The organism is Pseudomonas fungipugnans, assembly GCF_029955235.1.
Classification (GTDB): Bacteria; Pseudomonadota; Gammaproteobacteria; order Pseudomonadales; family Pseudomonadaceae; genus Aquipseudomonas; species Aquipseudomonas fungipugnans.
Window position 1 is genome coordinate 3,479,507 of record NZ_JARBWL010000001.1, and the last position, 24,192, is coordinate 3,503,698.

The following is a 24,192-nucleotide window of genomic DNA, read 5'->3' on the forward strand; positions in this document are numbered from 1 at the left end:
CCCGTCATTCTGAGCCCCTACGTCCGAGCCTCACGCGCCGGTTTGAGCCGACATGACCCGCACCCATGAAATCCGCCCCGATCTGGACGAGGGAATCGACCGCAAGGTACTCAGCCAACTGCGCGCACGTTTTCTCAAGCTCAACGAAGGCCGCATGGCCCGCGCCATGGAAGGGCTATCGACCCGTCAGCAAGGCGTCCTGACCCTGCTGCCGCTGTTTTTCCACGTCAATCATCCGCTGTTGCCCGGCTACGTCTCCGGCAGCACCCCGGCGGGCCTGTCGAATTTCGAGCCCGACGCCAACGTCCTCGCCGAAGCCCAGCGCCTGACCCGCTCGTTCTCCTACAAGACCCGGCACGGCAGCAATCCCCCGCGACCGATCCACGGCCTGTTCCTGATGGGCAGCCTCGGCACCCTGGCGCAGGCCGATCAAAGCGACATGGACGTGTGGGTCTGCCATGCACCGGACCTCAGCGAAAACGAACTGGCCGAACTGCGCAAAAAGTGCCAACTGCTGGAAGTCTGGGCCGCCAGCCAGGGCGCCGAGGCGCATTTCTTCATGATCGACCCGAGCCGTTTCGTGCGGGGCGAGCGCGACACGCAACTGAGTTCGGAAGACTGCGGCACCACCCAGCACTATCTGTTGCTGGACGAGTTTTACCGCACGGCCATCTGGCTCGCCGGACGCACGCCGATCTGGTGGCTGGTGCCGGTCTACGAAGAGTCCGGCTACGACCAGTACACCCACACGCTGATTTCCAAGCGGTTTATCCGCGCCGATGAAACGCTCGATCTGGGGCATCTGGCGCACATTCCGCCGGGCGAATTCATCGGTGCCGGGCTCTGGCAGTTGTTCAAGGGCATCGAGTCGCCCTACAAGTCAGTGCTCAAGCTGCTGCTGACCGAGGTCTATGCCAGCGAACACCCCAAGGTGCAGTGCCTGAGCCTGCGCTTCAAACGGGCGGTGTTTGCCAACCAGCTGGACCTCGACGAACTCGACCCGTACATCGTGGTATACCGGCGCATCGAGGAATACCTGACCGCCCGTGGCGAGCCGGAGCGGCTGGAGCTGGTGCGCCGAGCGCTGTACCTGAAGGTCAATCGCAAGCTGACCGGCAACAGCAGTCGCACCCAGAGCTGGCAGCGTTCGCTGCTGGAGCGCCTGGCCCACGAGTGGCATTGGGATCAGCGACAACTGGCGCTGCTCGACAGTCGCAGCCAGTGGAAAGTGCGCCAGGTCAGCGCCGAGCGCCGGGCGCTGGTCAACGAACTGAATTACAGCTACCGCTTCCTGACCCAATTCGCCCGCACCGAACAAACCGTCAGCCTGATCAACAAGCGCGACCTCAATGTGCTGGGTCGCCGGCTGTACGCCGCTTTCGAGCGCAAGGCCGACAAGGTCGAATTCATCAACCCCGGCATCGCCCCGGACCTGGCCGAAGACACCTTGACGCTGGTACAGGCGCCGAACAAAAAGGAACCGGGACAAACCCAGTGGGGCCTGTACAACGGCAGCCTGAGTGCCCATGAATGGGAGCACTTCGCGCCGATCAAGCGCAGCCGTCAGTTGCTGGAACTGCTGACCTGGTGTCACCGCAACGGCGTGATCGACAGCAGCACCCGGCTGGCCTTGCACCCTGGCACCAGCGACCTGAGCGAGTTCGAACTGTTCAACCTGCTTGGCAGCCTGCAACAGAGCATCGCCCTGCCCCTGGCCACTGTCGCCGAAGAGCCGCTGCTGCGCGCCAGCGTGCCGAGCGAAGTGCTGATCCTGGTGAACGTCGGCGTTGATCCGCTCAAGCATCATCGCGACCTGAATATCCTGATGACCACCGAACGCACCGACTCCCTGAGCTACGCCGGCGTGCGGGAAAATCTGGTGCTGACGCTCGATCAGGTCACCCTTAACAGCTGGAACGAAGTGCTGGTCAACCGCTTCGACGGGCCTCACGCCCTGCTCGACTGCCTGTGCGACTACCTCAACAATTTGCCAAAGGGCGCCCAGCAACCGCGTTTGCGGGTCCGTTGTTTTTGCCACAACCGCGCGCAATTCATCGCGCAGCGGGTCGAGGAAATTCTCGACACTGCGCAGAATCTGCTGCTGAGCAACCTCAATCACCGCTACCTGGTGCAGGTCCAGCAGCATTATCACGTACTGGAACTGGTGCCCGGCCAGGTCAACCACGTCGCCCTGGCCACCCTGCCTGCGCTGTTCGATTACCTCGGGGAAGAGCTGGCGAGCTACAGCCCGCTGCACCTGGACCCGATGGCCCTGGAAGAACACGACTTGGCGCTGATCCTGCCCATGGGTCAGCCGGAGTGCGTGCAAGTGTTCTACCGAATCAACGAGCAGCAGGCCGATTTGTATGTACTGGATGAGTTCAACGCCCTGTGGCAACAGCGCCTGCCCTTCCACGATGAGCAAAGCCTGCTGGTGCCGCTACAACGTTTCCTGCAGTCGATACTCTATCGCCGGGACGCGCTGTTACCAATGGACGCCGCCCAGCCCCTGAGCCTCGACACGTTGTATTACCAACTGTTGCCATCCGGCCCTGGACGCGCGCGGCGAGTCGAAGCCCGGCCAGCGCCGCAGACGCCGGTCAACAAGCCGTTCTACGACGTACAGGCGATCATCGGCAAAGCCGCACCGGGACAGGTGCAGGTCACGCTGTATTGCAATCAACGGGAATTTTCAGAGCTGGAGCATGGTGACCAGCTGTTCAGCGTGGTCGCCCGGCAAATCATCGAACAACGCCGGGAGACCGAACGCTATCGCTGCTACATCACCGACCTGGACCTGTCGGGCCTGCTCGGTGATGGTCAGAGTTCAAGCAATCTGTACCTGCGTTACAAGGCCGACCTTGAGCGCGCACTGAACGAGGCGCTCGAACAGGTCTGACGCAGGGTCATTCGCGGAATTCGCCGCCATTGGCCGGCTGCGACTCGACTTCCAGCAAGGTCAGCTTCAGCGTCTTGCCGCCCGGAGCCGGCCAGTCGATGTGCTGGCCGACTTTCAGGCCCAGCAACGCACTGCCCACAGGTGCCAGGATGGAAATCCGGCCTTCGTCGGCATTGGCGTCCTTTGGATAAACCAGGGTCAGGTGGTAGTCCTTGCCGCTGCTTTCTTCACGGCAATGCACTGTGGAGTTCATGGTCACGACATCGGCTGGCACATCTTCGTGACCGACCAGAGTATCGGCGCGATCCAGTTCGGTTTGCAGCGCGATAACGCCCGGCAGCGAGTCATCCAGGCTGTCGATCAGGCGTTCCAGACGTTGCACGTCCAGACGGGTAAGGGTGATGGAAGGTGCGGTCATGATTGAGGCAGACTCCTTTCTTCTGCACAGAAAAAGCAAAACCCCGCCAGAAACAGGCGGGGTTTTCACGGGCCTCGATGAGTTGAGGCATTTCTGGACACTATCACAGCTCAATAAATATACAAGCGGGGCACAAAGCGCAGCTCGAGGCGAATCGAGAAACCCTGTGGCGAGGGGGCTTGCCCCCGCTGGGTCGCGAAGCGGCCCCATAAACTTACGACTGCTTCGCAGCCGAACGGGGGCAAGCCCCCTCACCACAAAAGCCCTTTATACCGAAGCTTTGCGCTGCACAGCCTGGGCACAAATCACCCGCCGACGCTCATCGTCCGCCGAACGCCACTCGCGAATATCCTCGACATGGCGAAAACACCCCAGGCAAACCTTTTGCTCATCCAGCCGACACACACCGCTGCACGGCGACGCAACTGCAGGGCTGACGTTGCTGTAAAGCGGCTTGGGCGGGCGAACGGTGGCAGGCTGAGTCACGGTCTCACAGGCCTTCGAAATCGAATTCGGCGCCGGCCTGCTGCTGGACGATGCGTTCCAGCATCTCGCCCAGTTGCTCTTCGCTCTTGTCACACATCCAGCGCTCGCTCTCTTCGTCGTAGTCGAAGTGGAAGCCACCGGACACCGCCGCCAGCCACAGCTGACGCAGCGGCTCCTGGCGGCTGAAGATCAACTGGCTGCCATTTTCGAACTTGACGGCGAGCACACCGGCCGAGCTCTCCAGGTCGATATCCAGGTCACTCTCGTCAAAAATGTCCTCCAGCGTTTGCTGGGTGGCATCGACGAGGTCGTGGAAACGGGCTTCGGTCAAACTCATTGTGGCAACCTCAAAAAATGTCTGATCACGCTCAAGCGCCGCAAGATACGGGCGAGCCCCGGCGATTGCAAAGGATAACGACCAAGGGGCCTGCCGGTACATCAAACAGTGTACCTGTGGGAGCGGGCTTGCCCGCGAAGAGGCCGGCCCATTCAACATCTTTGTCGACTGAACCGACGCCTTCGCGGGCAAGCCCGCTCCCACAGTGATCGATCCGCATCAAGTCAAGGCCCGCCGGACGGGAGCCGCGTCACATAGGCAAGCTGCCGGGTGGCCGGTATACTCCGGCGCAATTAACGCATTTTCAAGGATTTCGCCATGAAGCGCCTGATCTCTTCCCTTGCTGCGCTCGTCGCGGTTGCCTGCCTTGTATCGGCCTGTGGTCAAAAAGGCCCGCTGTACCTGCCAGATCCCAGCCAGGACCCTGCAGAGCAGGCCAAGTCGTCGCAGAAATCGCCGTCGAAAGCACATCAGCACGACGCCGAAACCTCCTCTTACTAAGGGAACGCCATGGACGCTTTTAACTACCGTGGCGGGGAGCTGTTCGCGGAAGGCGTGGCCCTGTCCGCCATCGCCGAACGCTTTGGCACGCCGACCTACGTCTACTCCCGCGCTCACATCGAAGCCCAGTACCTGGCGTACGCCGATGCGCTGGCCGGCATGCCGCACCTGGTCTGTTTTGCGGTCAAGGCCAACTCCAACCTCGGCGTCCTGAATGTCCTGGCCCGTCTCGGCGCCGGTTTCGACATCGTTTCCCGTGGCGAACTGGAACGCGTACTGGCCGCTGGCGGCAGCCCCGACAAGATCGTCTTCTCCGGTGTCGGCAAGACCCGTGACGACATGCGTCGCGCCCTGGAAGTCGGCGTGCACTGCTTCAACGTCGAATCCACCGACGAGCTGGAACGCCTGCAAGTGGTCGCCGCCGAACTGGGCGTTCGCGCGCCGATCTCGTTGCGCGTGAACCCGGACGTCGATGCTGGCACCCACCCGTACATTTCCACCGGTCTCAAAGAGAACAAGTTCGGCATCGCCATTGCCGACGCCGAAGACGTGTACATCCGCGCAGCCCAATTGCCCAACCTGGAAGTCGTCGGTGTCGATTGCCACATCGGCTCGCAACTGACCAGCCTGCCTCCGTTCCTCGATGCGCTCGACCGCCTGCTGGGTCTGGTCGATCGGCTGGGCGACTGCGGCATCTACCTGCGTCACATCGATCTCGGTGGTGGCCTGGGCGTGCGTTATCGCGATGAAGAGCCGCCATTGGCTGGCGACTACATCAAGGCTGTGCGCGAACGTCTCGACGGTCGTGACCTGGCGCTGGTGTTCGAGCCAGGCCGCTTCATCGTCGCCAACGCCGGCGTGCTGCTGACCCAGGTCGAGTACCTCAAGCACACCGAACACAAAGACTTCGCCATCGTCGATGCGGCCATGAACGACCTGATCCGCCCGGCGCTGTATCAGGCCTGGATGGACGTCACTGCCGTGCGCCCTCGCGATACCGCGACGCGCGCCTACGACATCGTCGGCCCGATCTGCGAAACCGGCGACTTCCTGGCCAAGGATCGTCAGCTGGCCCTGGAAGAAGGCGACTTGCTGGCCGTGCATTCGGCGGGTGCCTACGGGTTTGTCATGAGTTCCAACTACAACACGCGCGGCCGTACCGCCGAAGTGTTGGTGGACGGTGATCAGGCATTCGAAGTGCGTCGCCGTGAAACGGTAGCCGAGTTGTTTGCTGGCGAAAGCCTGCTGCCGGAGTAAAACCATGCTGCTGCGTTTTACCAAGATGCACGGCCTGGGCAATGACTTCATGGTCCTCGACCTGGTCAGCCAGCACGCGCACATCCTGCCCAAACACGCCAAGCAATGGGGCGACCGGCACACCGGTATCGGTTTCGACCAGTTGCTGATCGTCGAAGCGCCGAGCAACCCGGACGTGGATTTCCGTTACCGGATCTTCAACTCCGACGGCTCCGAAGTGGAACAGTGCGGCAACGGTGCGCGCTGCTTCGCCCGTTTCGTGCTCGACAAACGCCTGACCGCCAAACGGCAGATTCGCGTCGAGACCAAAAGCGGCATTATCGAACTGGATATCCGCAGCGACGGTCAGATCAGCGTCGACATGGGCGCGCCGCGCCTGGTGCCGGCCGACATCCCGTTCGAAGCCCAGGGCCAGGCCCTGAGCTACCCGCTGGAAGTCGATGGCACCACCGTGGAACTGGCCGCCGTGTCCATGGGCAACCCCCATGCCGTGCTGCGGGTCAGCGACATCAACAACGCACCGGTGCATGAACTGGGACCGAAAATCGAACACCATCCGCGCTTCCCGGCGCGGGTCAATGTCGGTTTTCTCCAGGTCATCGACCGGAACCGCGCGCAATTGCGCGTCTGGGAACGTGGCGCAGGGGAAACCCAGGCCTGCGGCACCGGCGCCTGTGCAGCTGCGGTGGCTGCGATCAGCCAGGGGTGGATGGATTCGCCGCTGTTGATCGACCTGCCCGGCGGGCGTCTGTCCATTGAATGGGCAGGCCCTGGCCAACCGGTGATGATGACCGGCCCGGCAGTGCGCGTATACGAAGGACAAGTGCGTCTTTGAGAGAGCCAAATCCATGAAAGATAAGCCCCAGGTCCCCGCCCGACAGCCCGACGAATCCCCTTCCGAAAGCCTTGAGGCGGCGGCGATTGCCGCGTACCTGGAGGCTCATCCGGATTTCTTCGTCGACCACGAAGAACTGCTCCCGGCCCTGCGCATTCCGCACCAGCGCGGCGACACCGTGTCGCTGGTAGAACGCCAGATGACCATCCTGCGCGACCGCAATATCGAACTGCGTCATCGCCTCTCGCACTTGATGGACGTCGCTCGCGACAACGACCGGCTCTTCGACAAGACCCGCCGCCTGATTCTCGCGCTGATGGACGCCACCAGCCTGGAAGAAGTGGTGATCAGTGTCGAAGACAGCTTGCGCCAAGACTTCCAGGTGCCCTTCGTCAGCCTGATCCTGCTGGGTGACAACGCCCTGCCCGTGGGCCGCTGGGCCACCCACGCCGACGCGCAAACCGCCATCGGCGGGCTGCTCTCGGAAGACAAAAGTGTGTGCGGCAGCTTGCGCGAACACGAACTGGACTTCCTGTTCGGCGAAGACCAGCGCAAGCAGATCGGCTCGACCGCTGTCGTCGCTATCAGCTATCAGGGCATCCACGGTGTCCTGGCCATTGCCAGCCGCGATCCGCAGCACTACAAGAGTTCGGTGGGCACGCTGTTCCTCAGCTACATCGCCGAGGTCATGGGCCGCGTGCTGCCACGGGTCAATAATTCCCTGCGCTCGGTACGCTGACCATGGAACGGCAACTGGACGCTTACTGCGAACACCTGCGCAGTGAGCGGCAGGTGTCGCCGCACACGCTGGACGCCTACCGCCGCGACCTCGACAAAGTGCTGGGCTGGTGCATCAAACAGAATATCGGCAGTTGGGCCGCACTGGACATCCAGCGCTTGCGCAGCCTGATTGCGCGCCTGCATTCGCAGGGCCAGTCGTCCCGCAGCCTGGCGCGCCTGCTGTCCGCAGTGCGCGGGCTTTATCATTATTTGAACCGCGAAGGCCTGTGCGATCACGACCCGGCCAATGGCCTGGCGCCGCCCAAGGGTGAACGCCGACTGCCGAAAACCCTCGACACCGACCGGGCGTTGCAACTGCTGGAAGGCGCTGTGGAAGACGACTTTCTCGCCCGTCGGGATCAGGCGATTCTGGAGCTGTTCTATTCCTCGGGCCTGCGCCTTTCGGAGCTGACCGGGCTCAACCTTGATCAGTTGGACCTGGCCGACGGCATGGTTCAGGTACTCGGTAAAGGCAGCAAAACCCGACTGCTGCCAGTGGGTAAAAAAGCGCGTGAAGCACTGGAGCTGTGGCTGCCGCTACGCGCCATGAGCAACCCGACGGACGACGCGGTGTTTGTCAGCCAGCAGGGTCGACGCCTCGGTCCGCGTTCGATTCAACTGCGGGTCAAGGCCGCTGGCGAGCGCGAACTGGGCCAGAATCTGCACCCGCACATGCTGCGACATTCGTTCGCCAGCCACTTGCTCGAATCCTCTCAGGACCTGCGCGGCGTGCAGGAATTGCTCGGGCACTCGGACATCAAGACCACTCAGATCTATACCCATCTGGACTTCCAGCACCTGGCGACGGTCTACGACAGCGCCCACCCACGGGCCAAACGCATGAAAGGCGACGATTGATGACTGTGCAACTGATCACCTTCGACCTCGACGACACGCTGTGGGACACCGCCCCGGTGATCGTCAGCGCCGAAGCGATATTGCGTGAATGGCTGGGCGTTCAGGCGCCGAATCTGGGCGCAGTGCCGGTGGAGCATCTGTGGGCGATTCGCGAGCGGGTGCTGAGCAATGAACCTGGTCTCAAGCATCGCATCAGCGCGCTGCGCCGACGGGTGTTGTTTCATGCACTGGAAGAAGCCGGCTACGATCACGTTCAGGCATCGGATTTGGCCGATCAGGCGTTTGAAGTCTTTTTGCATGCTCGGCATCAGATCGACGTGTTCCCCGAGGTCGTGCCGACCCTGGAAATACTCGCCAACCACTACGCACTGGGCGTGGTTACCAACGGCAACGCCGATGTGCGTCGGCTGGGGCTGGCGGATTACTTCAAGTTTGCGTTGTGCGCTGAAGACATCGGTATCGCCAAACCGGATGCACGCCTGTTCCACGAGGCGCTGCACCGGGGCGCAGCGACGGCTGAGACGGCAGTGCATATCGGTGATCATCCGGGTGATGACATTGCCGGGGCGCAGGAGGCGGGGTTACGGGCCATCTGGTTCAACCCGGCGGGCAAGGCCTGGGAGGCGGACCGACTGCCGGATGCGGAGATTCGCAGCCTGACCGACTTGCCAGCGTTGTTGGCGCGGTGGAATGCCCAGCACTGAGCCCGCTCCCACAGGGGAACAGTGCCCAGCCCTGGGTTTTATTTCACCCATGAAAAAGCCCGCAGCGACGGCGGGCTTTTTCAGCAAGCAAGGGCAGTGGCTCAGATAGGCCGGCTGCCATACTTGTTGTCAGGCTTCTTGGGCGGATCGGCGACCACATTGGCCTCCACTTCCTGCACCTTGCCGCCTTTGGCCAGGAACTCTTCCATGGCCTTGGCCAGGGCATCGCGTTCCTTGTTCTTGGCTTCGACGCTCGGCAGTTCGTCAACCGACACCGCTGCCTTGGCTTTGCCTTTGGCGGTCGGGGCCGGTGTATCGTCACCACCGTCGTCTTCAGCAACGTCTTCCGCTGCTGCTTCCAGGCCTTCTTCGGCCTCGTCTTCGTCGCCTACTTCGAGGTCGTCGTTTTCCAGATCATCGTCGCTCATGTTCTACCTCATGACTTGCGAAAAGCAGATTAGTTATAGCCCAGCTTCGCCATCTGTCGAAGGCTGCCGGAAAAAATTCAACAACCGCTGCTGACCAGCGGCCTATGCCCCTTCACCGTGCACGGTGGCGAGGACTTTACGGGCACCGCCATGATCACGGTGCTCGCCCAGATAAACGCCTTGCCAGGTTCCCAACGCCAGTCGGCCCGCCGAAATCGGCAGACTGAGCTGACAGCCAAGCACGCTGGCCTTGAAGTGCGCCGGGAGGTCGTCCAGGCCTTCGTCGTTATGCTCATAGCCGTCTGATCCTTGTGGGATCAGTCGATTGAAAAATCGTTCGAAGTCGCGACGTACCGCCGGATCGGCGTTCTCGTTGATGGTCAACGACGCCGAGGTATGCTGCAGCCACAAATGCAACAGACCGACCCGGCAAGCCTTGAGTTCAGGCAGGCCGGCGAGTAACTCGTCCGTTACCAGATGAAAGCCCCGAGGCCTTGGCCGCAGGGTAATCAGAGTCTGTTGCCACATACAGTTCTCCGCACGTTCGGGGCGCATTCTAGCGCGCTCTGGGAAAAAACAAAGGCCCTAATATTCCTTCAATCATGTAAGCCATTGGCCGTACAAAAACACCTGCTGTAAACGCGACTTAAGCCGTAAGAAAAAACCTTCCAGCCATGCCTTCAGTGACAAACGCCAGACAAAAAAATGCCCGGCAAGCCGGGCAAGTTTTTGGGTACGCGTCTTACAAGTTGTAGCCGCGTTCGTTGTGTTGTGCCAGATCGAGGCCAACCGCCTCTTCTTCATCGGTCACACGCAGCCCCATGACGGCGTCCAGTACCTTGAGGATGATGAACGTGACGATCGCGGTGTAGATCACCGTGAAGCCCACGCCTTTGCATTGAATCCAGACTTGCGCGGCAACATCGGTCACGGTGCCGAAGCCACCCAGGGCCGGTGCGGCGAACACACCGGTCAGGATCGCGCCGAGAATACCGCCGATACCGTGCACGCCGAAGGCGTCCAGGGAGTCGTCGTAGCCGAGTTTGCGTTTCAGGGTGGTGGCGCAGAAGAAGCACACCACGCCTGCGGCCAGGCCGATGATCAGCGAGCCCATCGGGCCCACGGTGCCGGCAGCCGGCGTGATTGCCACCAGACCGGCGACCACGCCCGATGCGATACCCAGTGCGCTTGGTTTGCCGTGGGTGATCCACTCGGCGAACATCCAGCCCAGTGCAGCGGCAGCGGTCGCGATCTGGGTGACCAGCATCGCCATACCGGCAGTGCCGTTGGCCGCGGCGGCGGAACCGGCGTTGAAGCCGAACCAGCCGACCCACAGCATGGCCGCGCCCATCAAGGTGTAACCGAGGTTATGCGGTGCCATCGGCGTGGTCGGGAAGCCTTTGCGCTTGCCCAGTACCAGGCAGCAGATCAGGCCCGCCACACCGGCGTTGATGTGCACCACGGTGCCACCGGCGAAGTCCAGTACGCCCCAGTCACCCAGCAGCGAACCCGGACCGCTCCAGACCATGTGTGCAATCGGCGCATAGACCAGGGTGAACCAGATGCCCATGAACACCAGCATCGCGGAGAACTTCATCCGCTCGGCGAATGCACCGACGATCAGCGCCGGAGTGATGATGGCGAACGTCATCTGATAGGTAACGAATACCGCTTCAGGGAACAGCGCCGTCGGGCCGGTAATACTGGCCGGGGTGATACCGGCGAGGAAGGCCTTGGCAAAGCTGCCGACGAAGGAGTTGAGGTTGACGACGTTGGCTTCCATCCCGGTGGTGTCAAACGCCATGCTGTAGCCATAAAGGAACCACAGGATGGTGACCAGGCCGGTAATGGCGAAGCACTGCATCATCACGGAAAGAATGTTTTTGGACCGAACCATGCCGCCGTAGAACAGCGCCAGACCCGGAATCGTCATGAACAGGACGAGGGCAGTAGAGGTCAACATCCAGGCGGTATCGCCGGAGTTGAGGACTGGAGGCGCCACCGGATCTGCCGCCAAAGCCAGGCCGGGCATTACGATGGACAACAGGGCTCCTAGCCCTGCGAATTTACGCAGAGTCATATTGTTTTCTCCTGGGGCGTTGGGTTTGTGGCGGCTTAGATTGCGTCGGTATCGGTTTCGCCGGTACGGATGCGAATCGCCTGTTCCAGATTGACCACGAAGATCTTGCCGTCACCGATCTTGCCGGTGTTGGCTGCCTTGGTTATCGCCTCGATAACCCGGTCAAGATCCTTGTCGTCAATGGCGACATCAATCTTCACCTTGGGCAGAAAATCGACCACGTACTCCGCGCCGCGATACAGCTCGGTGTGTCCCTTCTGCCGACCGAAGCCTTTGACCTCAGTAACGGTAATGCCCTGCACGCCGATCTCGGACAGCGACTCGCGCACGTCGTCCAGTTTGAACGGCTTGATGATGGCAGTGACTAGCTTCATGAAAACTCTCTCCCGAATTGGTGGACTTGCCCCAGGAAAACAAACCCGACTCAAGTCTAAGCGCAGTGCCTGGCTTTGTAACGCACCGTCGGCCCTGATTGCCCGCCCGACGCCAGCTAACCACTCCTCACGAAACTTCCCCGCTCCGCTCGGCGCACTGCATTCGTCACAGCGACTGCATCAGTGCATGGGTCACTAGCGACTAAGCAGAAAGCTTGCCATCTCGCCCGAACCCACTGAATTCAATCCTTTGGTCGCTGCCGCAAGCCGCTTCCCGCCAATGCCGACGCCGTTACGCACAACAACAGTGCGCTGCCGTCCGTCCGCCTGCGCGAAAAGCGTGCATCCGTGCCTGCGCAAATGACTATAGACACTGCGTGATACACTGCCCGCCATTGTTTCCAGGACATTTCCCATGCTCGCGCCCAAAGACTTCCTCGACGCCCTGAGCGGCACCGCCTCCCGCCTCTTCAGCGGCGAAACCCCACTGCCGAAAAGCGAAATCGAAAGCCAGTTCAAGGCTTTGTTGCAAAGCGGCTTCAGCAAACTGGATCTGGTGAGCCGGGAAGAGTTCGATAGTCAGATGGTTGTGCTGGCGCGCACACGGGCACGGCTGGAGAGTCTCGAGACGAAGGTTGCAGAACTGGAAGCGAGGCTGAACCCGCCAGCCGAGTAACGCCACCTGACCACGCAATCCCCCTGTGGGAGCGAGCCTGCTCGCGAATAGCGTCACCTCGGTCTATCTGCCGTCCCACGTTGGCTAGACCCGGTTTCCAATCGATGGCCATGCTCGCTTTCGGCTTTTCGCAAATCGTCGGTCGACTGCAAATTCAGCCAGAACCCGGGTGAAGTTTTCAGGTAAATCGAACGCTTATTTGCCAGCTCAGGACTGACGCTTCCCTTTTGCATCACCAGATCACTCAGATCGCACGCCTGCTCATTCAACGAACGAGCCAACACCGCAATGGTGATACCTGGCGGCTCAAGAAATTCCTCTTTGTGGATTTCAGCAGGATGAACCGGTCGCATTTTACTTTTGCTCATTCTTCCCCTGTTCTCTGCGAACATTTTGCATCGCAGGCTAAGGCTCCATACGACGGGCCGCAAACCAGTCATTGATACTTCTTGTAAACCTCTACTCAGGCGCCGTCCCGCTGCTCGACTACCGTGAAAATACCCGCAGGAAGCGGTCCCGTTGTCAGCTCAAGGAACGACCCATGTCCCTCTCCATCGTCCACAGCCGCGCACAAGTCGGCGTCGATGCCCCTGCCGTCACCGTAGAAGTTCATCTGGCCAACGGCTTGCCATCGCTGACGATGGTCGGCCTGCCCGAAGCGGCCGTGAAGGAAAGCAAAGATCGGGTGCGTAGCGCGATCATCAACTCCGGCCTGCAATTTCCGGCGCGACGCATCACGCTGAATCTTGCTCCAGCGGATTTGCCGAAGGACGGCGGGCGTTTCGATCTGGCGATTGCCCTGGGGATTCTCTCCGCCAGCGTGCAGGTGCCGACACTGACGCTGGATGATGTGGAGTGCCTGGGGGAGTTAGCGTTGTCGGGCGAGGTGCGGGCGGTTCGCGGGGTGTTGCCGGCGGCGCTGGCAGCACGCAAGGCCGGGCGGGCGCTGCTGGTGCCGCGGGCCAATGCCGAGGAGGCCTGTCTCGCCTCGGGGCTAAAGGTGTTTGCGGTGGATCACCTGCTGCAAGCGGTGGCGCATTTCAACGGCCATACGCCCGTGGAGCCCTATGTTTCCAATGGTTTGCTGCACGCCAGTAAACCTTACCCCGACTTGAATGAGGTGCAGGGCCAACTCGCGGCCAAGCGGGCGTTGCTGATCGCGGCGGCGGGTGCTCATAACTTGTTGTTCAGCGGGCCACCTGGAACCGGGAAAACGTTGCTGGCCAGCCGTTTGCCCGGGCTGTTGCCGCCCTTGGCCGAGAACGAAGCGCTGGAGGTTGCGGCGATTCAATCAGTGGCCAGTTGTGTGCCGTTGAGCCATTGGCCGCAACGCCCCTTCCGTCAACCGCACCACTCCGCCTCAGGGCCGGCGCTGGTCGGTGGCGGCTCGAAACCACAACCCGGCGAGATCACCCTCGCCCACCATGGCGTGCTGTTTCTGGACGAACTCCAACTTAGGTGGACATGTCAACACTGTCGCCTCGTACCACTACCATCGTCGATGGTGGCAGATCGCTAACATGCTATAAACTCATCCTCTCCGTCCCCAAAGACCCAAAAGGATGTGGCAGTCGTGAACAAAAGCGTGGAAAGCACAGAAACACCCGCCCAGATTTTAAACGGCGTGTTTTGGGTGCCCGTAAAACTCGATAGAAAGATCCCCGGAGAAATAAAGATCCAACACGACGGGTCCTTTATTTTAACTACACAGAAAGCATTCAGCCGGGACGACTGCATCATTGAGGATACGGTCTATGGAGAGCTTGACTCGGGAGAAGCCGTATCAATACATAAAGCGATGTACCATCAAAAAGCTTTCGGTGTGGGCGAGATACCACCTTCGACATTAAGCTCTCCCATTTTATTTATTGGTAACACTTACCTAAAATCTAAAGAAAGCATAAAAGGCACTAACTTCGAATTTGAAATTAAAGGGTTAGCACCATGGTTTGAAGATGCGTCGTCACTTGAGGGAAGTTACGAAACAACTCTAATGTTTTCTGGATTTAAAATAAATCTACGATATTCGCCCGCTAAAGAAAATAGTCCGACAAAATCCACCATAATCAGCCCCAGGCCTGCAACAATTGAACAGTTTCAAACTGTTCTTCATAGAGCTGTCACTTTTATATCATTTGCAACAGGAAAGATTTTACTTCAAGGAAAAACAGAAATAACAGATGGACAGGAAAAATGGTGTCTGTATTACAAACCAGCTTTTTTTAGTTCCCGAATCGAAGAGGAAAACCCTCCATTATTCGGGAGCACGCTCGCACAACTTCAACATAGATTCAACAGCTGGAACAAATTGTATAACAAAATCCTTCCGTTAATTATTTTGTACTTTCTACCAAAAATTAGTGAATCCGATCTAAATACAAAGTATTTATTAAGAGCCCAACTCATAGAGGCGCTACATAAGAAGCTAGAAAACAATAACGAAATGGACTACTTCGAAAGAGTTCGCGAAGTGGTATCGAGGCAAAAATATAAGGCACTCCTATTTCGCGTAAAAAGCGAAGAAGCACAAGTGATTGAAGGACTATGTAGAGACATCACTCGTTCGAGAAATTATTTCACTCATTACAGCCGTGAACAACCTCCAGCAGCCGCTAATGCTGAAAATCTTCCATTCTTATATTCTAAGATCGATATAATTATAGATCTATTTTTGCTTGATAAATTAGGCTTCGATGGAGCGCACTTTAAAAAAATTCAGACCGACTCGATCTCTGATCGCTTCGAGAGAAAGAAAAAACTGGAACAATTTCTGAACAATCGACGTTATTACTAATAATGATGTAGAGCCGATCATAGCTGGAGGCAATCAGGATGGAATCTAAAGATATCCTTAACAAGGGTGAGCTAGATCTAGTAGAAAAAATAAAAAATTATAGTCAAACGGGTCAATCAGCAAAGACCAAACTAGAGACAGATGAAAAAGTACTCGCACGCGTAACAGATGGCATTTATAGGCTGCCCGGCTCAGCCATACGAGAGCTTATATCAAACGCGTATGACGCAGACGCCGTTAACGTCACAATCAACACGGATGTTCCTCGATTCCAAACCATTACTATCCGAGACGATGGGAATGGGATGTCTATTGAAACGTTAGTTAATCTTCTCAATCATGTCGGGGCAAGCGCCAAAAGAAGCGGCAAAGGTGGTTCATTAAAAGTCACAGACGAGAAAGATAGTTCCCTAAGCCTTAACAAGAAAAGAAAGCTCATCGGCAAAATTGGTATCGGCCTGTTTAGTGTTGCTCAGCTAACCCGCGACTTCGACATAATTACAAAGCAAAAAGGCGATGACTTCTATTTAAAAGCTCGGATACGCCTTCATAACTACTCAGAAGAGTATATCCGGGAAAAAGAAAAAGAGTTTGAAGACAAAGTTTCAGCCAGCGATGAAAACACCGCGACTGGCGGAGGTGACGGAGATGTTGAAGCGAGAGGAGCAAGCTTCGAAACAGGAGAGGTAGAAATATGGACAGACAACACCGAAAATATTGACGCGCACGGCACTGACATTGTACTGAGAAATATAAAAAAGAGTGCGAGAGACCAACTGAGAAGTGTCGACATATGGGGTCAAGAAGCCGCCGAAACTGAGCTGGAGTCGAGTATTCCGAGTGATGACCTGCTTAACTCCTCAAAATTAGAAAAACCAAAATTTCATGTTGGGAACTATTTCGGCAAAGATGGATTTGAGTTTTACGATGGCACAGACAGAGAGCCAGAGCTACCCTGGAATGAAACTGATAAAAGCGAAGACAAACTACTAAAATTATACAACTCGGTACTTTCACTAACAAATGTAACTACAAACCCTAAGCTAGCAATCGTCTTCGACAACTATCTAAACATGCTATGGACGCTGTCGCTATCAGTACCATTAAACTACATCGAAAAACATCCGTTTCGATATTCAACTAAAGAAATTAGTGATGTTTATATCATCAGCAACAAACTTAAAGGCCAAGCTAATCGATACAAACCTGATGACAAAGAGTCACCGATAGGTACAATTTTACCTTCATTAGCGACATATGATGATATCGATTTCAATGTCGTAATTGACGGGGTTAAACTGTTTCGTCCACTAAAGTTGAGTGGCCTACCCAAATCTAGCGGCGCGGTTAAACGTCCAATTTTATTCGTGGGCAGTTACTCTCCAGATTTATCAGCCGTAGACAATCAGGACTCCGGCGGGAAGATCTCTTTTGATGCATACCTACTATGGACACCGAAAGTAATCCCTAGAGATCACAACGGTGTTTTGGTTCGCGTTCATAATTCGTCAGGTACCTTATTTGACGAAACATTTATGAAGCATCAGGTTGCCGAGCACACGATTAAAAGCCAGTTAACAGTCGAGATATTTGTCAACAATGGTCTTGACTCCGCACTCAATATCGATAGGGAATCTTTTAACATATCCCACCCGCACTATCAGATAATGATGAAATGGCTTCATCAGGCCATACGACAAGTCGTAAATAAATATAAAGCAATTAAAAAAGAAGAAGTAGATAAAAATCAAGATAGTAGCAGAAACAGCTATGACGAGAACCTATCTCGCATTGTGCTCAATAGTATAGGACGTAGCGGCTTAGATTATAGCGATGTGAGTAATCTGTACTTGGTAGATGGTGATAAGGCGTCATCGAGTGTAAAAGGAGACATGTCGATTTCCGATTTGCCCATGGAGTCGATAAAAATTGAAAAAAATAGGTATCTAGAACTTTCCGGGTTGACCACTTCAAAATCTAAAAAAAGCTACTTCATCGAAAGCAAAACCGAAGCAATTATTCAAGTATTAGAAAGCTATAGAATCCTTAATGATCTGTCCGCATCTCAGCGAGAAAGCCTCATTGAAGATATTATCCAAATCATCAGTTTCGAGGGATAGAAAATGAGCAATCTTTTTGGAGATGATGGCGGATTATTTAATCTTAACGACGTTACAGGGGGAGTATCTCCTGTCGCTGCCACTGCAATTGTATTCAAGCCATGGCACAAGCCTCGCAAACAATTTGTCAGAGACAAGCAATGGTGGTATCACCTGGATTTTTTAATTAGAAGATTCGAAGAATATAAAGAAATAAATACAATAAAATATTTTGGTCTCCCGGGAGGAGACCTGCTTGATATAAATTTCTTCAGCAAAAAAATGATGGCGACTGATAAATTTGAAAGCAAAAAACTTCTCGTCCACGGTTTCATTGACACAGAAGCGGAAAAAGAGAGAGCTGATATCAGGCTAAGCGAGCTCCTCGATAGACCTAACGTGGACCGCGAATCCAAAGTCGAACATTATAATTTTCACGCATTGTCTAAAAAAGGCTCTCTTGCCTTAAAGCGTGTTGGTCAACATGGTGCTTATCATCTTATAAATTTGGACTTCTGTGACGGCGTCTTCAAGCAAGAAACAATCGACTCGATGATGGCGTTGTTCACAGTACAGTTCAATAAAATGCTAGATACACCGTGGCTGTTCTTTTTAACAACAAGGGCGGACAAAGAAGGTATAACGCAGGAACTGCTTGCCAACTTAGATAGGGTTTTTCGAGAAGAAGTCAGCGATGATGTGGCATTCGTTGCCGCATTAGAAGAGTACCGTCGCGAGATCTACGAGCTTGCCCGAGAAAAGAAGAGTTTTTCAGACGATAAAATATCGAAGGTTGAGTTGTCCGAAATCCTACAAGCGTGTTTTATTTATTGGGTCATCCGCCTGACCCATGCGAATGACGCAAGGATGCAGGCCGTGAGTGTGATGAAGTACAAAGTTCACGGAGGAAACGATTTTCCAGATATGTTTTCTTACGTAATCCGCTTTACCAAACAAGCCACAGTCAGAGCTGACGCTCTGGGGTTGGCACAGCACCACACTGAGCCAACCTCCGCACTGAGCGAGCAAGATAAGTCTTCAGATAAGCACGCGGCTATACACAAGCTTTGCATGTCTCTCGACATCGACCAATTGTTGGTAACAAACCAAAATCTATATGCTGCTTACGCTGAAGATATGAAGGTGCTGCTCAAAGAATCAGGATGGGATGTAACAACGTATGACGACGAAATGAAAGCCTAAGCTTAAGGGGCCGTCTTAGACGGCCCCTTTCGACTCATGCCTACTCAACAACATCCCCAACGCTTCTGCCAGTATTGGAGGTACCGCGTTGCCAACTTGTGTATATCGAGGGCAAGTATACTTACGTTGCTTACCCCCTGTGGTGTAAACACCTTGGAATGAAAACCAGTCAGGGAATGATTGAAGTCTTGCGTTCTCTCGAACCGTTAATATCCTAGGCTCAAGATAATGTAATATGTCGTCAGGCAGCGTTGTAACTGTCGCGGACGGCAAATCTCCATCAAGCGGAGTAATAGCTTGTTTTTTTATATTGAAAGCTGTCCTAAACTCGTCCGATATAGTTACACCGCGCTCACATTTATCTAGTATTAGCTGAAAGCGAGAGCTAACAACATCACTATGCTTAGCTAACCTTCTGCTATTTGGTGGCTCACAATTCTCTGAACGGAGAAGCTGTAGATATTTGCTGGGAGATGCAGACTTAATAAATTCAGCTTCGAAAAACCCAGTCCTACCAGAGTCCAAATTAGGAACCAGGCTTTTCCCATAAGTTTCTAAATCACCTATAGCGTCACGGACAGTTACAGGATTTTCAGTACTAAGCCCCTTACGCGATAAGAAGTTCCGGCGAAATGATTCAAGATCTACAAAAGGATCAAATTGATCACTATCTGTGGCACGTTTGGCTATCATAATAAAACGAGGCCGGTGTTGAGGCACCCCCCAGTCTGAACTTTTTATGATCCGAAACGAAACACCATAGCCGAGCGCTTCAAGCCGCTTCTTCACGACTAGAGAATAGGGGATGCTGCTTGCATCACCAGAGCTTTTAAATTTAGTGTTAAATCCTCGTACATTCTCCAAGAGCAGATACTTGGGCTGCACAATTTCTACAACTTTTATGTATTGTTCCGCTAACTTATTACGGGGATCATTCGGATCTCTTTTCCCTGCGTGTGAAAAACCTTGGCAAGGCGGCCCTCCCGCGATTAAGTCAACTGTTCCTCTAAGCGCTTCAAGCTTATCTTGATAATTATCGATTAAATGGCTGACCTCCATATTGATCTGAGGTAACCAATCAGGCCAACTATATTTATATCGTGGGCCTTCGATTAAATTATGCTCTAGCGTTTTATATGCTCCGGATGTTTTTTCAATAGCAAACAGGCCATCCCAGCCAGCTTGCATCAAGCCAAGAGAAAGGCCACCACATCCTGAAAAAAGGTCAATGAACGTACCCTTCCTTTCTGGGCGTTCCGAAAAACCCATAACGTTAAAGCCTCTGCTGGTCAATGACAATACTGAAAAATGGCTCGCCCAGGGTAAGCTCAAAAAGCTAAAAGTCAAGAAAAGTAGGCGTCTGCCGACGCTGAATTTTCGACATGGGAGGGTATAAGTCAGATATTAGGGTTCACCCTGTGCGACAGGAATTGCCGCAGCGTATGCAACAATTTAGGACGTCAGCGACAAAACGACTGTCGCAGCCCTAAGAGCCGACAATGCGCCTACCCCCAACCCTTTCACGAAAGGATCACCAAAGGAGCTTGCAGGGCCATTGAGCAGCCTCCAAGGCCCCCTTAGCCATAGCCTATGGCTTTAACTGAGCTGCCGAGGAACGTTATCATTCTAACGCACCGATGATTTACAATGCTTCCAGATTATCTCTTCATCGGAGCTAATCAATAAGACGTGTGGCAACGTCTTTATTGACCAGAGCGTTTGAGTTCCAATATGAAGTCCAAAGCATCAATTCTTTCATTGACTCCAAAACGAAAACCTCTTCATTTCTAGATCTCAATCTGACAACGGTCTTTGGTCCATTTAACGGGCGGGGAACTCTCACCGCTTCACCATCAAGATCCTCGCTCCACATGCTATAGTAAGTAAACTCCGTTCTAGTGCTCTTACGGAACTCATAATAAGCAATGTCAGATACAGGCATTCTAAGAAGGCAAATTTTTCTCATGAGAAAAATAGAAAACTCTCTGAAATTTGACTCTGGGAAAGACAACAATGTAGAGCGAAGATCGGAATACTTAGGATAGCCCAGTAATTTGGCAACCTCATTGTGACGATCGGATGAGACAAGACTATCTATTTTGTCATTAACTTTTAACATCAATATTAAATCTAAAATCTCATTCCGATCTAACATTTCCTCTCCCGCTCAAGCTGTTAACGTTCTTCATACGTTATAAATAAATTCGTTTACCCGGCCCCACTGGTGAACCATCTCCGCTGGAGCAACAGAATCGGTTAAATTACAGCTCATTGCTCAATTATACTCAATAGAGTATAGCGATTTTTAGCTCCAAAAGGCTTCATCATTCCTTTTGGGGATTGAGACGTGGATCTGAATCGAGCGCTGGGCCGAGCACTGAGGGAGCTGAGACAAAGCAAGGGCCTTTCTCAGGAAAGCATTGGGGCCAGCCAAAGCTATATAAGTGATGTAGAAAGAGGAATTAAGACTTTATCTGTTGAAAAACTTGAGGAGTTTGCTATCAATATCGGAGTACATCCTGTAACGCTGCTAACTAAATGCTACCTGATAAAAAATGACGACATAAATTCCGAAATGCTGCTCGCCACAGTGCATAATGAATTGGAAAATTTCAGCAAACAAAAAGAATAGAACCTTCCTTATTTAACTGTTTTTAGAACAACCTTCTTACTCTTGGCAAGAGCACTCTCAAGAAACGTTATCTGCAAATTTTTTGACTCCAGCGCATCTAAATATTTGGCATTAAGTTCGATAATCTCTACCAACTGTTCTGAGCAAACGTTGGTTAGCATACCCACTAGCACCCTTTGCTCTTTGAGCTGTTTTTTCAAGATGTACAATTTTAAACTGATTTTCTCGATATTAGACAAAGAAAACTCGCTAGCCCCTCCTCTAACTTTAATGACAATATCCGGGTAGTACTTATAAATAGATGAACGACTGATTTTAGCAATTTTAGAAAGCGCCGTTATGCTGATGTGACTTGGACCTTTCGCGGTCAACTCTGCAAGCGATTTTAGCAACAAGTCTCGTGTAGTGGTCATAGCCAACTCCTAACTAGATTATTCTTAAAACTTCTTCACATTCCTCAAGTCTTGATGTCAATATAAGACGAGTTTGCTGAGGCAAGTTCGACTGCCGCAAAAATCTTAAACTATCATCCTTATAATTTTGCCACCATAAACGATGTTTAGGTGTTGCAATAAAATTCAAACAACCTACACACGTACTGGGTGACCGATTCTCAGGATTAGGTTCTTGCTTGCTTCCCTTGCAGGCACTCGTTTCCTGCCTATACATGCACACACCCCATTGACATGGTACTAAGATAGTACCTCGAGACAACAAGATTCGAATTTCTTTAATACTTCTAACTTGGCCAACAAACTTACCTATTGTTCGACTTTCAAACTTGGCTCCGACATTATGAAATATTTGCTGAGGCGAAAGCCCGGCTAATTCTAAAGCCACAGATTCCATCTCTACATTAAACTCCTCTTTTAGAAGCCTCCGAAACTCTGAATCCGGTTTCGCATAACTTATGTCCACACTATATGCAGAGGTATGGGAGTATTGTAGAGCTAAATCGCCTAAAGCCGCTCGATCGCGCTTAGCTATAAACCTGGCGAAGTGTTTTCTACCCATATGAGAATAAAGCCTCCCCTCCCACCCTATTGTAGATTTTAAATTCATAAATACTGCAAAACTGTTTAGACGCTTATTTATAGCGGTAGAGGAGATCACGCTATATCCCTGTCTAGCATTAAACGGCCATAAAGCGTTTCCTGCTGTAACCAACCATAGGTTATCTTTCTTACTTTTTGCTCTAGCGGGCTCTGAAAGCCTTTTCAATACTCCAAACGCAATGACCCCAGCAGGAGATAATACCCAAGGTGATTCATCCTCTGTCGCATTCGAAACATTTCTATCTCCAGAGAAGCGCTTTTTAGATCTGGCAGCATAATAATAAGGAAATTCGCGGCCTTTAATGTGTCGTACATATTTTAGACTTTCGGTTGATGCTCGTCGAATCTCACTTACTCTCGGCCCAGACGTATAGCTAATTATTACGAAACACGCTGTTTGCAAATGATTTAATAGAGATGCAATATCGTTGGGTTTATCTGCCTTTAGATTTTTTATTAATGTGTCAAACTCACTACCCGAAGGAAAATTCTCGCCCTTCAGAACTGCATTAGCGAAAGCCGAGATTTTCTTTTTAGTTACTAACCCCTGACCTTTAGCTTCCTCAACTGCGAAGACATATTTGAAAAATATTCTTAAAAGCTCTTCGGTCATTACATCTAAAAATCGAATCGCCGATCTCAGTAGATATATACAGACAGGCTCAGGTGGCGCCTCCCACGCTCGCGGTTGAGTTAAGTTAGCAGAGATTTGTCTACGAAACTTTTCAGGAAAAGGGTCCTCTAAAAATCCATCTCCAATAAGTTTTTTCATTCGATATATCTGACTTACGACATTCATTCTATCCTTGACGGTAGCAACAGAGTTAGCCTTGCCATTAAATACATTGTTGTGATATCGGCAAAAAACATTATGAACCTGTATCGATGTCACTAGTGAAAGCCGCTTAAATCCAGACGCTTCTAAAGCCAATAAGAATCCACGTATCCAAGTGATTTTATTTTTAACTGTGGAGGGCGCATAGACTTTATTATTCATACCAAGAACAAAACACGCTGCAATTTTCTTTAGAAGCTGACCTAGACTGAAATCACCGCTATCGGGCAAATCAAAACCTATTAATAACAGGTTCCATTTGAATACTATAGACTGATCCGCTACAGATTGTTTTCCGGGCGATTTGAACTCCCACTCTTCGGAATAGAAGTCGACACCAAGCAATAATAATTCGCTAACAAAGAAGTCTTTAACCTCGCTTTCGCTCTTTACGTCTAAGACATTCAATTTAGTACACCAAGGGTATATTAGGAGTATCAGGAATCAAAGCTTCCGCCTCGACCATTGTCTGCTTACTTACCTTAGGCAAGATGTAGTTGTTTAACACATCCAACGTTTCACGAAATACTTTATCGAACCTAGCTATCTTATCGGCATGAGAAGAACTATCTTTTTCAAGAGTTTCCAAAGCTTCCCGCGATTTTAGAAGGCGAGCTACATAATGAGGCTCATCGTGAATCACAATCGCGTTTTTACATGTAGCACAGCTAGTAAACTCTACGCACGGCATTCCAAATTTTGAACCTTCAGCAACACCTTCAACAGGCGATTTACACGACATCCCAAATAGTGTGGAATATTTTCCTTCTAATTGGCGCCCTGTCGCTGCCACCATACTAATCATTTCGCCCTGGAATTCTGAAACTCTCTCAAAGCTTCGCTGTGATGCCGCACGGCCTCTCAAATATAAATTTGTAGTAGACTCTTCTGAATGCTGTAGAAATTTAGATACTGGCTGAATAGACTTGTATTCCTCAGCG

Annotated in this window: 25 protein-coding genes and 1 pseudogene; 13 read left to right on the forward strand and 13 right to left on the reverse strand. The window is 53.1% G+C overall.

Annotation, left to right across the window (positions count from 1 at the left end; all coding sequences use genetic code 11):
* Positions 1 to 52 precede the first annotated feature (52 nt).
* On the forward strand, positions 53 to 2,899 hold the full coding sequence (locus POF45_RS14870) for a class I adenylate cyclase (RefSeq protein ID WP_259497483.1): 2,847 nt from the start codon (positions 53 to 55) through the stop codon (positions 2,897 to 2,899).
* Positions 2,900 to 2,906: 7 nt separating this feature from the next.
* Here the strand turns inward: POF45_RS14870 and rnk are convergent, their stop codons facing one another.
* From rnk to cyaY, 3 genes are all read right to left on the reverse strand, one after another.
* Positions 2,907 to 3,317: a nucleoside diphosphate kinase regulator gene (rnk, locus tag POF45_RS14875; protein WP_259497484.1), complete on the reverse strand. Its 411-nt coding sequence runs from the start codon at positions 3,315 to 3,317 to the stop codon at positions 2,907 to 2,909.
* A gap of 267 nt (positions 3,318 to 3,584) precedes the next feature.
* Positions 3,585 to 3,803: a DUF1289 domain-containing protein gene (locus tag POF45_RS14880; protein WP_259497485.1), complete on the reverse strand. Its 219-nt coding sequence runs from the start codon at positions 3,801 to 3,803 to the stop codon at positions 3,585 to 3,587.
* A gap of 4 nt (positions 3,804 to 3,807) precedes the next feature.
* Complete coding sequence (cyaY, locus tag POF45_RS14885; RefSeq protein WP_282315967.1) at positions 3,808 to 4,140, reverse strand: iron donor protein CyaY; 333 nt, start codon at positions 4,138 to 4,140, stop codon at positions 3,808 to 3,810.
* A gap of 318 nt (positions 4,141 to 4,458) precedes the next feature.
* Here cyaY and lptM point away from each other — a divergent pair, with 318 nt between their 5' ends.
* Genes lptM through POF45_RS14915 form a run of 6 tightly spaced genes read left to right on the forward strand, consistent with a single transcriptional unit; the run spans position 4,459 to position 9,075 of the window.
* A complete protein-coding gene (gene lptM / locus POF45_RS14890; RefSeq protein ID WP_259497487.1) occupies positions 4,459 to 4,641 on the forward strand; it encodes an LPS translocon maturation chaperone LptM in 183 nt (60 codons plus the stop codon).
* 9 nt (positions 4,642 to 4,650) lie between these two features.
* Positions 4,651 to 5,898 (forward strand): diaminopimelate decarboxylase, encoded by a 1,248-nt coding sequence (gene lysA, locus POF45_RS14895; RefSeq protein WP_259497488.1) that lies wholly within the window; start codon positions 4,651 to 4,653, stop codon positions 5,896 to 5,898.
* A gap of 4 nt (positions 5,899 to 5,902) precedes the next feature.
* Complete coding sequence (gene dapF / locus POF45_RS14900; RefSeq protein ID WP_259497489.1) at positions 5,903 to 6,733, forward strand: diaminopimelate epimerase; 831 nt, start codon at positions 5,903 to 5,905, stop codon at positions 6,731 to 6,733.
* Between the two features lie 13 nt (positions 6,734 to 6,746).
* A complete protein-coding gene (locus POF45_RS14905; RefSeq protein WP_259497490.1) occupies positions 6,747 to 7,472 on the forward strand; it encodes a DUF484 family protein in 726 nt (241 codons plus the stop codon).
* 2 nt (positions 7,473 to 7,474) lie between these two features.
* Positions 7,475 to 8,371, forward strand: a complete 897-nt coding sequence (gene xerC / locus POF45_RS14910; RefSeq protein WP_259497493.1) for a tyrosine recombinase XerC — start codon at positions 7,475 to 7,477, stop codon at positions 8,369 to 8,371.
* The gene (locus tag POF45_RS14915) at positions 8,371 to 9,075 is read left to right on the forward strand and encodes an HAD family hydrolase (RefSeq protein WP_282315970.1); all 705 of its coding nucleotides are present in this window, start codon (positions 8,371 to 8,373) and stop codon (positions 9,073 to 9,075) included. The genes xerC and POF45_RS14915 overlap by 1 nt, the downstream gene beginning before the upstream one ends.
* A 101-nt stretch (positions 9,076 to 9,176) precedes the next feature.
* Here the strand turns inward: POF45_RS14915 and sutA are convergent, their stop codons facing one another.
* The 4 genes from sutA to glnK all read right to left on the reverse strand — a co-directional run bounded on the left by sutA (position 9,177) and on the right by glnK (position 11,957).
* The gene (gene sutA, locus POF45_RS14920) at positions 9,177 to 9,503 is read right to left on the reverse strand and encodes a dormancy-specific transcriptional regulator SutA (RefSeq protein ID WP_259497496.1); all 327 of its coding nucleotides are present in this window, start codon (positions 9,501 to 9,503) and stop codon (positions 9,177 to 9,179) included.
* 102 nt (positions 9,504 to 9,605) lie between these two features.
* Positions 9,606 to 10,031: a secondary thiamine-phosphate synthase enzyme YjbQ gene (locus POF45_RS14925; RefSeq protein WP_282315973.1), complete on the reverse strand. Its 426-nt coding sequence runs from the start codon at positions 10,029 to 10,031 to the stop codon at positions 9,606 to 9,608.
* A gap of 214 nt (positions 10,032 to 10,245) precedes the next feature.
* Positions 10,246 to 11,583 (reverse strand): ammonium transporter, encoded by a 1,338-nt coding sequence (locus POF45_RS14930; protein WP_259497500.1) that lies wholly within the window; start codon positions 11,581 to 11,583, stop codon positions 10,246 to 10,248.
* A gap of 35 nt (positions 11,584 to 11,618) precedes the next feature.
* Positions 11,619 to 11,957 carry a P-II family nitrogen regulator gene (gene glnK, locus POF45_RS14935; protein WP_002555808.1) on the reverse strand — a complete coding sequence of 113 codons (339 nt, stop codon included), beginning with the start codon at positions 11,955 to 11,957 and terminating at the stop codon, positions 11,619 to 11,621.
* Positions 11,958 to 12,372: 415 nt separating this feature from the next.
* On the opposite strand from glnK, the gene POF45_RS14940 reads away from it, so the two are divergent.
* Positions 12,373 to 12,633 (forward strand): accessory factor UbiK family protein, encoded by a 261-nt coding sequence (locus tag POF45_RS14940; protein ID WP_282315974.1) that lies wholly within the window; start codon positions 12,373 to 12,375, stop codon positions 12,631 to 12,633.
* 53 nt (positions 12,634 to 12,686) lie between these two features.
* Here the strand turns inward: POF45_RS14940 and POF45_RS14945 are convergent, their stop codons facing one another.
* Entirely contained in the window at positions 12,687 to 13,001 is a 315-nt protein-coding gene (locus POF45_RS14945) for a HigA family addiction module antitoxin (RefSeq protein ID WP_282315976.1), read from the reverse strand.
* Positions 13,002 to 13,174: 173 nt separating this feature from the next.
* Between POF45_RS14945 and POF45_RS14950 the strand changes: the two are divergent.
* The 4 genes and pseudogenes from POF45_RS14950 to POF45_RS14965 all read left to right on the forward strand — a co-directional run.
* Positions 13,175 to 14,083, forward strand: a pseudogene (locus tag POF45_RS14950) (YifB family Mg chelatase-like AAA ATPase); the annotation flags it as partial.
* Between the two features lie 123 nt (positions 14,084 to 14,206).
* The gene (locus tag POF45_RS14955) at positions 14,207 to 15,427 is read left to right on the forward strand and encodes an ApeA N-terminal domain 1-containing protein (protein ID WP_282314679.1); all 1,221 of its coding nucleotides are present in this window, start codon (positions 14,207 to 14,209) and stop codon (positions 15,425 to 15,427) included.
* A gap of 38 nt (positions 15,428 to 15,465) precedes the next feature.
* Positions 15,466 to 17,547: an ATP-binding protein gene (locus POF45_RS14960; RefSeq protein WP_282314678.1), complete on the forward strand. Its 2,082-nt coding sequence runs from the start codon at positions 15,466 to 15,468 to the stop codon at positions 17,545 to 17,547.
* Between the two features lie 3 nt (positions 17,548 to 17,550).
* Complete coding sequence (locus POF45_RS14965) at positions 17,551 to 18,729, forward strand: PP_RS20740 family protein (protein ID WP_282314677.1); 1,179 nt, start codon at positions 17,551 to 17,553, stop codon at positions 18,727 to 18,729.
* Positions 18,730 to 18,744: 15 nt separating this feature from the next.
* On the opposite strand, the gene POF45_RS14970 is transcribed toward POF45_RS14965, so the two are convergent.
* The gene (locus POF45_RS14970) at positions 18,745 to 19,998 is read right to left on the reverse strand and encodes a DNA cytosine methyltransferase (protein ID WP_282314676.1); all 1,254 of its coding nucleotides are present in this window, start codon (positions 19,996 to 19,998) and stop codon (positions 18,745 to 18,747) included.
* Between the two features lie 406 nt (positions 19,999 to 20,404).
* The gene (locus tag POF45_RS14975) at positions 20,405 to 20,884 is read right to left on the reverse strand and encodes a hypothetical protein (protein ID WP_282314675.1); all 480 of its coding nucleotides are present in this window, start codon (positions 20,882 to 20,884) and stop codon (positions 20,405 to 20,407) included.
* A 192-nt stretch (positions 20,885 to 21,076) separates the two neighbouring features.
* On the opposite strand from POF45_RS14975, the gene POF45_RS14980 reads away from it, so the two are divergent.
* A complete protein-coding gene (locus tag POF45_RS14980) occupies positions 21,077 to 21,361 on the forward strand; it encodes a helix-turn-helix domain-containing protein (protein ID WP_282314674.1) in 285 nt (94 codons plus the stop codon).
* Positions 21,362 to 21,369: 8 nt separating this feature from the next.
* Here the strand turns inward: POF45_RS14980 and POF45_RS14985 are convergent, their stop codons facing one another.
* The 3 genes from POF45_RS14985 to POF45_RS14995 all read right to left on the reverse strand — a co-directional run.
* Positions 21,370 to 21,774, reverse strand: coding sequence for a TetR/AcrR family transcriptional regulator (locus POF45_RS14985; protein WP_282314673.1), 405 nt, complete (start codon positions 21,772 to 21,774; stop codon positions 21,370 to 21,372).
* Positions 21,775 to 21,787: 13 nt separating this feature from the next.
* Complete coding sequence (locus tag POF45_RS14990; RefSeq protein WP_282315977.1) at positions 21,788 to 23,659, reverse strand: hypothetical protein; 1,872 nt, start codon at positions 23,657 to 23,659, stop codon at positions 21,788 to 21,790.
* Between the two features lies 1 nt (position 23,660).
* Positions 23,661 to 24,192: hypothetical protein (locus tag POF45_RS14995; RefSeq protein ID WP_282315978.1), on the reverse strand; the 532-nt coding region annotated here is incomplete at its 5' end.